Origin of the sequence: Enterobacter adelaidei, assembly GCF_041937165.1 — a bacterium.
Taxonomy (GTDB): Bacteria; Pseudomonadota; Gammaproteobacteria; order Enterobacterales; family Enterobacteriaceae; genus Enterobacter; species Enterobacter adelaidei.
Genome location: NZ_CP154353.1, coordinates 199,320 through 212,034, shown reverse-complemented (window position 1 = coordinate 212,034; position 12,715 = coordinate 199,320). Strand labels below are relative to the sequence as shown.

13 protein-coding genes and 4 tRNA genes are annotated in these 12,715 nt (G+C 52.5%); 1 reads left to right on the top strand and 16 read right to left on the bottom strand.

The features are described 5' to 3' along the window. Positions 1 to 163: 163 nt before the first annotated feature. From rplL to AAHF05_RS01040, 11 genes are all read right to left on the bottom strand, one after another. A complete protein-coding gene (gene rplL, locus AAHF05_RS01090; protein ID WP_014882064.1) occupies positions 164 to 532 on the bottom strand; it encodes a 50S ribosomal protein L7/L12 in 369 nt (122 codons plus the stop codon). 66 nt (positions 533 to 598) lie between these two features. Next, entirely contained in the window at positions 599 to 1,096 is a 498-nt protein-coding gene (rplJ, locus tag AAHF05_RS01085) for a 50S ribosomal protein L10 (protein WP_004097644.1), read from the bottom strand. A gap of 291 nt (positions 1,097 to 1,387) precedes the next feature. Continuing rightward, positions 1,388 to 2,092, bottom strand: coding sequence for a 50S ribosomal protein L1 (gene rplA, locus AAHF05_RS01080; RefSeq protein WP_013095000.1), 705 nt, complete (start codon positions 2,090 to 2,092; stop codon positions 1,388 to 1,390). Between the two features lie 3 nt (positions 2,093 to 2,095). Then, positions 2,096 to 2,524: a 50S ribosomal protein L11 gene (rplK, locus tag AAHF05_RS01075; protein ID WP_008503452.1), complete on the bottom strand. Its 429-nt coding sequence runs from the start codon at positions 2,522 to 2,524 to the stop codon at positions 2,096 to 2,098. A 156-nt stretch (positions 2,525 to 2,680) separates the two neighbouring features. Next, on the bottom strand, positions 2,681 to 3,226 hold the full coding sequence (gene nusG, locus AAHF05_RS01070) for a transcription termination/antitermination protein NusG (protein ID WP_003862341.1): 546 nt from the start codon (positions 3,224 to 3,226) through the stop codon (positions 2,681 to 2,683). 1 nt (position 3,227) lies between these two features. Continuing rightward, positions 3,228 to 3,611, bottom strand: coding sequence for a preprotein translocase subunit SecE (gene secE, locus AAHF05_RS01065; protein ID WP_013094999.1), 384 nt, complete (start codon positions 3,609 to 3,611; stop codon positions 3,228 to 3,230). Between the two features lie 229 nt (positions 3,612 to 3,840). Continuing rightward, entirely contained in the window at positions 3,841 to 5,025 is a 1,185-nt protein-coding gene (tuf, locus tag AAHF05_RS01060) for an elongation factor Tu (protein WP_014830236.1), read from the bottom strand. A gap of 118 nt (positions 5,026 to 5,143) precedes the next feature. After that, a tRNA-Thr gene (locus AAHF05_RS01055) sits at positions 5,144 to 5,219 on the bottom strand. A 6-nt stretch (positions 5,220 to 5,225) separates the two neighbouring features. Beyond that, positions 5,226 to 5,300: transfer RNA gene (locus AAHF05_RS01050), tRNA-Gly, on the bottom strand. A gap of 116 nt (positions 5,301 to 5,416) precedes the next feature. After that, positions 5,417 to 5,501: transfer RNA gene (locus AAHF05_RS01045), tRNA-Tyr, on the bottom strand. Positions 5,502 to 5,509: 8 nt separating this feature from the next. Beyond that, positions 5,510 to 5,585: transfer RNA gene (locus tag AAHF05_RS01040), tRNA-Thr, on the bottom strand. A 317-nt stretch (positions 5,586 to 5,902) separates the two neighbouring features. Between AAHF05_RS01040 and coaA the strand changes: the two genes are divergently transcribed. Further along, on the top strand, positions 5,903 to 6,853 hold the full coding sequence (coaA, locus tag AAHF05_RS01035; protein WP_028018278.1) for a type I pantothenate kinase: 951 nt from the start codon (positions 5,903 to 5,905) through the stop codon (positions 6,851 to 6,853). Positions 6,854 to 6,897: 44 nt separating this feature from the next. Here coaA and dppF read toward each other — a convergent pair whose 3' ends face one another. The 5 genes from dppF to dppA all read right to left on the bottom strand — a co-directional run bounded on the left by dppF (position 6,898) and on the right by dppA (position 12,602). After that, positions 6,898 to 7,911, bottom strand: coding sequence for a dipeptide ABC transporter ATP-binding subunit DppF (gene dppF / locus AAHF05_RS01030; protein ID WP_028018277.1), 1,014 nt, complete (start codon positions 7,909 to 7,911; stop codon positions 6,898 to 6,900). Then, positions 7,908 to 8,891 carry a dipeptide ABC transporter ATP-binding protein gene (gene dppD, locus AAHF05_RS01025; RefSeq protein ID WP_013094994.1) on the bottom strand — a complete coding sequence of 328 codons (984 nt, stop codon included), beginning with the start codon at positions 8,889 to 8,891 and terminating at the stop codon, positions 7,908 to 7,910. Before dppD ends, dppF begins: the two co-directional genes overlap by 4 nt. Positions 8,892 to 8,901: 10 nt before the next feature. Continuing rightward, positions 8,902 to 9,804, bottom strand: coding sequence for a dipeptide ABC transporter permease DppC (dppC, locus tag AAHF05_RS01020; protein WP_129325190.1), 903 nt, complete (start codon positions 9,802 to 9,804; stop codon positions 8,902 to 8,904). A 9-nt stretch (positions 9,805 to 9,813) separates the two neighbouring features. Then, the gene (gene dppB, locus AAHF05_RS01015; protein ID WP_028018275.1) at positions 9,814 to 10,833 is read right to left on the bottom strand and encodes a dipeptide ABC transporter permease DppB; all 1,020 of its coding nucleotides are present in this window, start codon (positions 10,831 to 10,833) and stop codon (positions 9,814 to 9,816) included. Positions 10,834 to 10,994: 161 nt separating this feature from the next. Beyond that, positions 10,995 to 12,602, bottom strand: coding sequence for a dipeptide ABC transporter periplasmic-binding protein DppA (gene dppA, locus AAHF05_RS01010; RefSeq protein ID WP_028018274.1), 1,608 nt, complete (start codon positions 12,600 to 12,602; stop codon positions 10,995 to 10,997). Positions 12,603 to 12,715 lie beyond the last annotated feature (113 nt).

Below are 12,715 nucleotides of genomic sequence, written 5' to 3'. Positions count from 1 at the left end.
CTGTCGCAATATATTAAGTCGTCGATAGAAACAAGCATTGTCAGGACAACCAGCAGTCAAACAGTGTGAAATGCTACTGATGCCTTACAGCGCAAAAAGGCTGGTGACTAAAAAGTCACCAGCCATCAGCCTAATTACTTAGGCTGCAACCAGAAAAGTTGGCTTATTTAACTTCAACTTCAGCGCCAGCTTCTTCCAGAGATTTTTTCAGTGCTTCTGCGTCGTCTTTGCTCACGCCTTCTTTCAGCGCAGCTGGAGCAGATTCTACCAGGTCTTTAGCTTCTTTCAGACCCAGGCCAGTTGCGCCACGTACTGCTTTGATAACAGCAACTTTGTTAGCGCCTGCAGCTTTCAGAATTACGTCGAATTCAGTTTTTTCTTCAGCAGCGTCAGCAGCTGGGCCAGCAGCAACAGCTACAGCGGCAGCAGCAGAAACACCGAATTTTTCTTCCATTGCAGAAATCAGTTCTACAACGTCCATTACGGACATAGCTGCAACTGCTTCAATGATTTGATCTTTAGTGATAGACATTTAAATTGTTCCTGAAAATCAGAATAAGTTTATACGTAAGCAAATGCTTTATAAAGACAACTGCGATTAAGCAGCTTCTTTCGCATCGCGAACAGCAGCCAGAGTGCGAACCAGTTTGCCAGCCGAAGCTTCTTTCATGGTTGCCATCAGGCGTGCAATTGCTTCTTCGTAGGTCGGCAGGGTTGCCAGGCGATCGATTTGCGATGCCGGGATCAACTCACCTTCAAAGGCTGCAGCTTTGACCTCAAATTTTGCATTCGCTTTCGCGAACTCTTTGAACAGACGAGCAGCAGCGCCCGGGTGTTCCATAGAGTATGCAATCAGGGTCGGACCAACAAACGTGTCTTTCAGGCACTCGAATGGAGTACCTTCAACTACGCGACGCAGCAGGGTGTTACGAACAACACGCATGTATACGCCAGCTTCACGACCTGCTTTACGCAGTTCAGTCATTTTGTCTACAGTAACGCCACGGGAATCCGCAACTACTGCAGACAGCGCGCCTTTGGCTACTTCGCTGACTTCAGCAACAATCGCTTGTTTGTCTTGAAGATTTAAAGCCATTAGCTTTGCTCCTGGATGTTTGCCGGAACTCATGTTCCGGAACTCACTTCACTCGACCCAACGGGAAGAGCGTCTAAATACGGTGAGCAGAAACAAGCCAGAGTATTCAAAAAATAATCTTAGCGTTCTGTCACCGTCTACGCAGGGGATTAAGTCTCTTACGAAACACCTGCGGTCTTCGACGGAGGCCTGGATAGGCCAAGCTCCAACGAACAAATCTTTTAGCCGCTAACTTTCGTTAGCAAACGTGGGGGTAAGATTGTAGACAAAATCACCGCCCACGTAAAGGCATTAGTTTGCAGCAGCGCTCAGGCCAGCCTGGTCAACTGCAACACCTGCACCCATGGTGGTGGAGATGCTAACTTTCTTGATGTACACGCCTTTCGCCTGAGTTGGTTTTGCTTTTTTCAGCGCAACCAGCAGAGCTTCCAGGTTTTCTTTCAGTTTGTCAGCGTCGAAGTCCACTTTACCGATGGTGGTGTGGATGATGCCGTTTTTGTCGTTACGATAACGAACCTGACCTGCTTTAGCGTTCTTAACCGCTTCAGCAACGTTAGGAGTAACGGTACCCACTTTCGGGTTTGGCATCAGGCCGCGTGGACCCAGAACCTGGCCCAGCTGGCCAACAACGCGCATTGCATCTGGAGATGCAATAACAACGTCAAAGTTCATTTCGCCTTTCTTGATCTGGTCAGCCAGATCTTCCATACCTACCAGTTCAGCGCCAGCAGCTTTAGCAGCTTCTGCGTTTGCACCCTGAGTAAATACAGCTACGCGAACGGAACGGCCAGTACCGTGTGGCAGTACAGTTGCACCACGAACGTTCTGATCAGATTTACGAGCATCGATGCCCAGGTTAACAGCAACGTCAACGCTTTCAACGAACTTAGCGGTAGCCAGTTCTTTCAGCAGAGCGATAGCTTCGTTGATGTCGTACTGTTTGGTCGCATCAACTTTGTCACGGATCACGGACATGCGCTTGGTCAGTTTAGCCATTTCTTAGTCCTCCACTACCAGGCCCATGGAACGTGCAGTACCTTCGATGGAGCGAGTCATCGCTTCAATGTCGGCACCAGTCATGTCGGCAGCTTTGGTCTGCGCGATTTCCTGCAGCTGAGCGCGGGAAATTTTACCCACTTTGTCTTTGTTCGGTTTACCGGAACCAGACTTGATACCAGCCGCTTTCTTCAGCAGAACTGCTGCTGGAGGGGTTTTGGTAACGAAAGTGAAAGAACGGTCAGCGTAAACAGTGATTACGACTGGGATTGGCAGACCTTTTTCCAGGGATTCAGTTTTTGCGTTGAACGCTTTACAGAATTCCATGATGTTCACACCCTGCTGACCCAGAGCTGGACCAACTGGTGGACTTGGGTTCGCCATACCAGCTGCAACCTGCAGCTTGACGTAGGCTTGTACTTTCTTAGCCATTCTAAAATCCTCTGATTGGGTAATAACGCCTCAGTGAGGCTCCCCGTGAATAAAATTCGTTTTACGGGCCGTTGCCCATAAAAACAAAAGGCGCGAAATTGTATTCCAATCTCGCGCCCTGTGCAACAATTAAATCGTCGCTTTTTTGATCGCTGCTTAGGCTTTTTCGACCTGGGCAAAGTCCAGTTCTACCGGGGTCGCACGACCAAAGATAGAAACAGAGACTTTCAGGCGGGACTTCTCGTAGTCCACTTCTTCAACCACACCATTAAAGTCAGCAAATGGACCGTCATTAACACGAACCATTTCACCCGGTTCAAACAGCGTTTTCGGACGCGGCTTATCACCCACCTGCTGCAGGCGGTTCATAATCGCATCAACTTCTTTGTCGCTGATTGGCGCCGGACGGTCAGATGTGCCGCCGATAAAGCCCATCACACGCGGTACGCTGCGCACAAGGTGCCAGCTCGCGTCGTTCATAACCATCTGAACCAGCACGTAACCCGGGAAGAATTTACGCTCGCTTTTGCGACGTTGGCCGCCACGGATCTCGACCACTTCTTCGGTCGGAACCATAACTTCGCCAAATAACTCTTCCATGTTGTGTAATTTGATATGCTCACGCAGCGATGTTGCTACGCGGCCTTCAAAACCGGAAAACGCCTGAACGACGTACCAGCGCTTTTTAGGGGCTTCAGACATCTCAGAACCTCAGGCCAGTGATAAAGGATACCAGGCGAACCAGAATACCATCCAGTCCCCACAGGATCAGTGACATTACAGCGGTAACCGCCGCTACAATCAGCGTGGTGTGCAATGTTTCCTGGCGAGTCGGCCAAATTACCTTGCGGACTTCGGTACGCGCTTCGCGAGCAAAAGCGACAGTCGCTTTGCCTTTCGTCGTCAACAGCGCGACACCACCCGCTGCAGCAATCAGAATTACCACTGCAAGCGCACGTAGCGGCAGCATAATGTCACGATAAAGGTAGTTGCCAACAATCGCTACGATCAGCAAAACGGCTACCACTACCCATTTCATCGCTTCCAGGCCGCGCCCGCTCCCTTGAGCTTCGGTATTCGCACTCATAAACCAACCTGTCAGAAGTATTCTACAAACATTTTCACCCCGCGATCGCGAGGCAAACCAAATCGAAATGCTAATTCGCTTTTCGAATTATACGCTCTCTGCAGAGCCTGTCTCAGCAATGATTATGACAAAAATAATCACTGATGAGCCAGGTTCTGACGTGAAAGCGTGCAAAAAGGGCATCAAATGATGCCCTTTTATTGCGCATTGCGTCAAATGTTATCAGCAATTAGCCGAGAACTTTAGCAACCACGCCCGCGCCAACGGTACGGCCGCCTTCACGGATTGCGAAACGCAGACCGTCGTCCATCGCGATTGGGTGGATCAGAGTCACAACCATCTTGATGTTGTCGCCTGGCATTACCATCTCTACGCCTTCTGGCAGTTCGATGGTACCGGTCACGTCAGTAGTACGGAAGTAGAACTGTGGACGGTAGCCTTTGAAGAACGGAGTATGACGGCCGCCTTCGTCTTTGGACAGAATGTACACTTCAGATTCGAACTTGGTGTGTGGCTTGATTGAGCCTGGCTTCGCCAGAACCTGACCACGTTCGATTTCTTCACGTTTGATACCACGCAGCAGAACACCAACGTTCTCACCAGCACGGCCTTCGTCCAGCAGTTTGCGGAACATTTCAACGCCAGTACAGGTAGACTTCGCAGTCTCTTTGATACCAACGATTTCAACTTCTTCACCAACTTTGATGATACCGCGCTCTACACGACCGGTAACAACGGTACCACGACCGGAGATGGAGAATACGTCTTCGATTGGCAGCAGGAATGGCTTGTCAATCGCACGCTCTGGTTCTGGGATGTAAGAATCCAGGAAGCCAGCCAGTTCGATGATTTTCGCTTCCCACTCTGCGTCGCCTTCCAGCGCTTTCAGAGCAGAACCACGAACGATTGGGGTATCGTCGCCTGGGAAATCGTACTGAGACAGCAGTTCACGAACTTCCATCTCTACCAGTTCCAGCAGCTCTTCGTCATCAACCATGTCGCACTTGTTCAGGAACACGATGATGTAAGGAACGCCTACCTGGCGACCCAGCAGGATGTGCTCACGGGTCTGAGGCATTGGGCCGTCAGTCGCAGCAACAACCAGGATCGCGCCGTCCATCTGCGCAGCACCGGTGATCATGTTTTTAACATAGTCGGCGTGGCCTGGGCAGTCTACGTGTGCGTAGTGGCGAGTCGGGGTGTCGTACTCAACGTGAGAGGTGTTGATGGTGATACCACGAGCTTTTTCTTCTGGTGCGTTATCGATCTGGTCGAATGCGCGAGCAGAACCACCGTAGGTTTTTGCCAGAACGGTAGTGATTGCAGCGGTCAGCGTTGTTTTACCATGGTCAACGTGGCCGATAGTACCGACGTTAACGTGCGGTTTTGTACGTTCAAACTTTTCTTTAGACATCGATTGTCCCTCTAAGACACGGATAAATCGGTGATATCACCACATCAACCAGGCGAAATGCCTGAATTGTTGAATACAGTAAAATTGAAACAGAGAGAAACGGGAAGGAGAAGTGAAGTGGTGCTGATACCCAGAGTCGAACTGGGGACCTCACCCTTACCAAGGGTGCGCTCTACCAACTGAGCCATATCAGCACGTATTGGAGCGGGCAGCGGGAATCGAACCCGCATCATCAGCTTGGAAGGCTGAGGTAATAGCCATTATACGATGCCCGCATCCTGAAACTCGGCTACCCAGTTCTTTCTGTAACAAAAAAAGAGATTTCTCTCTTTTTTGTTTGAGCTGGCTAATTTTTCCAACCAGCTCCGGCGGCATTAACGCTGCCAGAAAGTGGTGGTGGGGGAAGGATTCGAACCTTCGAAGTCTGTGACGGCAGATTTACAGTCTGCTCCCTTTGGCCGCTCGGGAACCCCACCGGACTTGATGGTGCCGACTACCGGAATCGAACTGGTGACCTACTGATTACAAGTCAGTTGCTCTACCTACTGAGCTAAGTCGGCATCAAGTAGCGCGCATTCTATGGATACCTGCGCAGTCATGCAACTAAAAATTTGCATAAAACGTTCTTTCGCTCACATTTTATGCGAACAGCGTGCTGAACGCTGTAAAAGTAGTCATTCGAGGTCAAATATTCAACATATCACGCTGATTTGCACGGTATACACCGTAGCGTGACGGCTTACGCGTAACGCAGCGCTTTCCATCTTTTTTCTTATTATTCCTGTCATCTGGTGTTAACCTCCTGCCCATTGTCCAAAATTAACTGTGTGATGAGCCATGATCCGGCAGTATTGTGCTGGCTCACTGAAGCATGCTTATGAGCAAAAAAGAGCAATCGTTAATGACACCTTATCTTCATTTTAACCGCAGCCAGTGGGCTGCCCTGCGTGATTCCGTCCCTATGACGCTGACGGAAGGTGAAATCGCACGGTTAAAAGGGATAAACGAAGACCTGTCCCTGGAAGAGGTCGCAGAAATATATCTCCCCCTCTCTCGCTTGCTTAACTTCTATATAAGTTCCAACCTGCGCCGTCAGGCGGTGCTGGAACAGTTCCTTGGGACGAATGGTCAACGCATTCCTTATATCATTAGTATTGCGGGTAGCGTGGCCGTAGGTAAAAGCACGACTGCGCGTGTCCTGCAGGCGCTGCTGAGCCGCTGGCCGGAGCACCGCAGCGTGGAGCTGATCACCACCGATGGCTTCCTGCATCCAAACGAAGTACTAAAAGAACGCGGGCTGATGAAGAAGAAAGGCTTCCCGCTCTCTTATGATATGCACCGTCTGGTGAAATTTGTTTCTGACCTGAAATCGGGCGTGCCTCACGTGACTGCGCCGGTGTATTCACACCTGATCTACGATCGCATCCCGGACGGAGATAAAACGGTGGTCCAGCCGGATATCCTGATTCTGGAAGGGCTGAACGTTCTGCAAAGCGGAATGGACTATCCTCACGATCCGCATCATGTGTTTGTCTCCGATTTTGTCGATTTCTCTATTTATGTCGATGCGCCGGAAGATTTACTCCAGAACTGGTATATCAACCGCTTCCTGAAGTTCCGTGAGGGGGCATTCACTGATCCGGACTCCTATTTCCATCACTACGCCCAGCTTTCTGAAGAAGAAGCGGTTAATGTGGCAAGAGGGTTGTGGAATGAGATCAACTACGTGAACCTGAAAGAGAACATCTTACCAACGCGCGAGCGTGCGAGCTTAATCCTCACCAAGAGCGAGAAGCACGCTGTCGACCAGATTCGCTTGCGGAAATAATAGCGCAGAGATAAAAAAACCGGCTTAACGCCGGTTTTTTTGTTTTAAGCATGTGGCTTTTCGCCATTTTCATCCTGGTCGACTGCAAAGCAGGCGACCAGTTGACCACCATAATCCTTCAGCTGTGGCTGGAGCTGGGTGCAAGGACCGAAGCGACGACTGCAGCGGGCGTTGAATGCACACCCCGGAGGCGGATTCAGCGGGCTTGGCAACTCGCCCGTCAGCTTAATACGCTCACGACGATCGTCCGGGTTCAGACGCGGCGTCGCGGAAAGCAGTGCCTGGGTATACGGGTGACGAGGATTATTAAAGATCTGATCTTTCGTCCCCTTCTCCACGCAACGCCCCAGATACATCACCATCACTTCATCAGCAATGTGCTCCACCACTGAAAGGTCGTGCGAGATGAACACGTAAGAGAGCCCCAGCTCCTGCTGCAAGTCCATCATCAGGTTCAGCACCTGCGCGCGGACGGAAACATCGAGTGCCGAAACCGGTTCATCGGCAATCACCACATCCGGGTCGAGCATCAGACCACGTGCAATAGCGATACGCTGACGCTGTCCACCGGAGAACATATGCGGGTAGCGGTCGTAATGTTCAGTTTTCAGGCCAACTTTCGCCATCATCGCCAGCGCTTTTTCCCGACGCTGCTCTTTGCTCAGATTGCTGTTAATCAGCAACGGCTCTTCCAGGATCTGTCCCACTTTTTTACGCGGGTTCAAAGAGCCATACGGGTTCTGGAACACAATCTGGATTTTCTGACGACGCAGTTTCTGTGCCTGCGGATCATGCTTGAGCAGATCTTGCCCCTGATAGTAAAGCTCACCACCGGTTGGCGTTTCAATCATCGTCAGCAGACGGCCCAGCGTCGATTTACCGCAGCCCGACTCCCCGACCACCGCCAACGTTTTACCGCGTTCGAGGGTAAAGGAGACGCCATCCAGCGCTTTCACCAGTCGCTCAGGGGCAAAAATCCCCTTCTTCACCGGGTAGTGTTTTTTCAGGTCGATAGCCTGCAACAGCGGTTGTTGCGTGGTGGCCTGTTGCGTACTCATAGTGTTGGCCTCCCGGCATCATCGAGTGGGTAGTGGCATTTCGACTGACGACCGTCAGCAAGCTGGTTCAGCTCTGGCTCTTCTGCCCGGCATTTGTCCGTCGCATACGGACAACGCGGATTCAGCAGACAGCCCTGTGGTCGGTCGTATTTACCCGGTACCACGCCCGGCAGTGACGCCAGCCGCGCTTTGTCCTGGGCAAACTCCGGCAGCGCACGTAGCAGAGCCTGAGTATACGGATGACGCGGCGCGCGGAAGATATCGTGGGAACTTCCGGTCTCCACCACCTGGCCTGCATACATCACGATGATTTTGTGCGCCGCTTCGGCCACCAGCGCCAGGTCGTGCGTAATCAGCACCAGCGCCATATTCTCTTTCTGCTGCAGTTCCAGCAGCAGCTCGATAATTTGCGCCTGAATGGTCACATCCAGCGCCGTCGTCGGTTCATCCGCAATCAGCAGTTTTGGCCGACAGGCAATGGCCATCGCAATCATCACGCGCTGGCTCATCCCGCCTGAAAGCTGGTGCGGGTAAACGTCCAGACGCGATGCCGGGTCAGGAATCCCGACCTGGTTCAGCAGATCGATCGCGCGCTGACGACGGGTTTTCTTATTCCCGCCCTGATGCACCTTAATCGCTTCCATAATCTGGAAACCGACGGTATAGCACGGGTTCAGGCTGGTCATTGGGTCCTGGAAAATCATCGCTACTTCCGCGCCCACCAGCTGGCGGCGCTGTTTTTCGGAAATACGCTTCAGATCCTGACCGTTGAACTGCAGGTTTTCCGCCATTACGCGGCCTGGGTAATCAATCAGCCCCATAATTGCCAGCGAGCTTACCGACTTACCGGAACCTGACTCCCCTACGATGCCAACCACTTCGCCCTGATTTACGCTGTAGCTGATGCGGTCCACGGCGCGAAACGGGGTGCCTTCATCGCCGAAGTGCACCGATAATTTATCTACATTTAATAACGCCATCTCGTGCCTCTTACTGCTTCAGTTTGGGATCAAGTGCATCACGCAGACCATCACCCATCAGGTTAAATGCCAGCACCGTCAGCAGAATCGCCAGACCCGGGAAGGTGACGACCCACCAGGCGCTTTGTGCGAACTGCAACACGTCGGAGAGCATAGTGCCCCACTCCGGTGTTGGCGGCTGCGCACCCATGCCCAGGAAGCCAAGAGCGGCCATATCAAGAATGGCGTTAGAGAAACCGAGCGACGCCTGAACAATCAGCGGCGCAAGGCAGTTAGGGAAGATATTGACAAACATCTGACGCATAGCGCCTGCACCCGCCACGCGAGACGCCGTGACGTAATCCCGGTTCACTTCCACCAGCACCGCCGCACGCGTTAAACGTACGTAGTGAGGAAGCGCCACGAAGGTCAATGCAAGCGCAGCGTTACCAATCGACGGGCCGAAGATCGCCACCAGCACCAGTGCCAGCAACAGGCTTGGCAGAGCCAGCATAATATCGACGATACGCATGATGATGTTATCAACGATACCACCGAAGTAACCGGCAACCAGACCCAGTACAATCCCCATGATCAGGGAAAGCACCACCACCAGGCAGCCGACCAGCAGCGACAGACGTGCACCGTACATCAGACGCGACAACACGTCACGACCCACATCATCGGTACCTAACAGGTGCGCCAGGCTACCACCGTCCTGCCACGCAGGAGGTGCCAGCAGAGCATCACGGAATTGATCCGCCGGGTTATACGGTGCCAGGACGTTCGCAAACACCGCAATCAGGATCATGATAGAGACATAGACCAGCCCCACTACCGCGCCTTTGTTGCGCTTGAAGTAGTGCCAGAATTCCTGCAGCGGCGTCATTGGAACCGGTGCAGCAACCACTTTATTTTCAGAAACGCGTGACATGATGGCCCCTTACTTCTTATGACGAATACGCGGGTTCACCACGCCGTACAGCAAATCGACCAGCAGGTTAACGAGGATAATCATCGTCGCAACCAGCAGCACACCGCCCTGCACGACCGGATAGTCACGGCGTTGCAGCGCGTCAATCAGCCAACGTCCCAGGCCTGGCCAGGAGAAGATGGTTTCGGTCAGGATCGCACCTGCCAGCAACGTACCCACCTGCAGACCGATAACGGTCACCACCGGCAGCATGGCGTTACGCAGCGCATGAACGATGATGACACGCATACGCGTCAGGCCTTTGGCGCGCGCGGTGCGGATATAATCCTCACCCAGTACTTCCAGCATGGATGAACGGGTCATACGCACAATCACCGCCAGAGGAATCGTACCGAGCACCATTGCAGGCAGGATCATGTGCGCGACAGCATCAATGAAGTTGCCCTCTTCGCCCCAGATAGCCGTATCAATCAGCATAAAGCCGGTCAACGGGTTGGAATCATCGAGGAAGACCATATCGCTGACGCGCCCGGAGACCGGCGTCAGGTTAAGCTGCACCGATACCAGCATAATCAGCATCATGCCCCACCAGAAGATAGGCATGGAATAGCCGGTCAGCGCCAGGCCCACGGCAGTATGGTCAAAAATAGAGCCACGTTTAACCGCAGCCAGGACTCCAACAGGAATACCCACCGCAGTGGCGAAAATCATGGCGCAGACACCAAGTTCGAGTGTCGCTTTGAAACGCGGCACGAACTCATCCCACACCGGAAGACGGCTTTTCAGCGAAATACCCAAATCACCGTGCAACACGCCCCAGATATAGTTGAGGTACTGCTGCCACAGCGGCTTGTTCAGACCAAGCTCAGCCAGCAGCTGTGCATGGCGCTCAGGGGAAATACCACGCTCGCCCGCCATAATCATTACCGGGTCGCCGGGGATCATATGGACGAAGGCAAAAGTGAGAAGGGTGATACCGATAAACGTGGGGATAACAAGTCCCAGACGTCGGAGGATGAACTGCAACATAACCCGGATTCTCTCTGATGACGCACGACCAATGGCGTGACGTCTGTATTGCTCACAAATGTAAATTCCCTCTCCCTCCGGGAGAGGGTTAGGGTGAGGGGATGCATGCACGTCCCTCACCCCTGCCCTCTCCCGGAGGGAGAGGGAGAACACCCTACTTATTATTCAACAGATACGTTTTCGAAGTGGTGTTTGCCCAGTGGATCAACCACGTAGCCCTTCACTTCTTTACGCACTGGCTCGTACACGGTGGAGTGAGCAACAATCAGCGCCGGAGCCTGATCGTGCATAACAACCTGAGCCTGCTTGTACAGTTCAATACGTTTGTTGTGATCGTCGGTCGCACGCGCCGGCTGGATCAGGTCTTCAAACGGCTTGTAGCACCAGCGAGAGTAGTTGGAACCGTCTTTCGCAGCAGCACAGCTGAACAGGGTGGCGAAGAAGTTGTCCGGATCCCCATTATCACCGGTCCAGCCCATCATTACCGCCTGGTGCTCACCCGCTTTGGCGCGCTTCAGGTACTCGCCCCACTCGTAGGTCACAATCTTGGCCTGTACGCCAATCTTCGCCCAGTCAGCCTGAACCATTTCCGCCATACGGCGTGCGTTCGGGTTATACGGACGCTGTACCGGCATCGCCCACAGTTCAACGGTAAAGCCTTTATCCTGGCCTGCTTCTTTCAGCAGTGCTTTCGCTTTCTCAGGATCGTAGCTGTAGTCTTTAACGTCGTCGTTGTAGCCCCACATTGTTGGTGGGATCAGGTTCTTAGCGGCTACGCCAGCGCCCTGGTAAACGGCTTTGATGATCGCTTCTTTGTTCACCGCGTAAGTCAGCGCCTGACGCACTTTCACATCATCAAACGGTTTCTTCTCGGTGTTAAAGGAGAGATAGCCCACGTTCAGACCAGCCTGCTCCAGCAGGTTGATATTCTTATCCTGCTTCATGCGAGCGATATCAGCCGGGTTCGGGTATGGCATAACCTGGCATTCGTTTTTCTGCAGTTTTGCATAACGCACAGACGCATCAGGCGTGATGGAGAACACCAGACGGTCGATCTGAGGTTTCGTACCCCAGTAGCCCGGGAACGCTTTATACAGGATGCGAGAATCTTTCTGGTACTGCAGCAGCTGGAATGGGCCGGTACCGATTGGATCCAGGTCCACTTTTTCCGGCGTACCGGCTTTCAGCATGTTATCTGCATATTCTTTAGACAGAATAGACGCGAAGTCCATCGCCAGGTCAGCCAGGAATGGCGCTTCCGGGCGAGTCAGCACGAACTGCACGGTTTTATCGTCAACTTTTTTCACTTCAGAGATCAGATCTGGCAGCCCCATCCCTTCGAAGTATTCATAGCTGCCGCCAGACACTTTGTGGTACGGGTTCTGAGCGTTTTTCTGACGGTCGAAGGAGAACACCACGTCATCGGCGTTGAAGTCGCGCGTGGGTTTGAATTCTTTGCTGTCCTGCCACTTCACGCCCTGGCGCAGGTGGAAGGTATAGGTTTTACCGTCTTCGCTGACGTCCCACTTCTCAGCCAGACCAGGAATAACTTCCGTGGTACCGGTTTTGAATTCAACCAGACGGTTATAGATCGGTACAGAGCTTGCGTCGTACGTCGTACCAGAGGTAAAGAGCTGTGGGTTAAAGCCTTCCGGCGAGCCTTCAGAACAGTAAACCAGGGTTTTTGCTTGTACGCTTGCTGCCACGGTCATCGCCACCAGGCTCAAACCAAGCTTCAGCATCCCTGACTTCTTCAAGGAAATACTCATTATTCTGCTCCAATGTGATGTTTTGCTTTGTTGTGTTACGCCGCCTGACCTTTATTTATTTTTTACCCGGTCCGGTCGGTGATACCCTAAGGCGTTAAAGGGATGGAGAATCC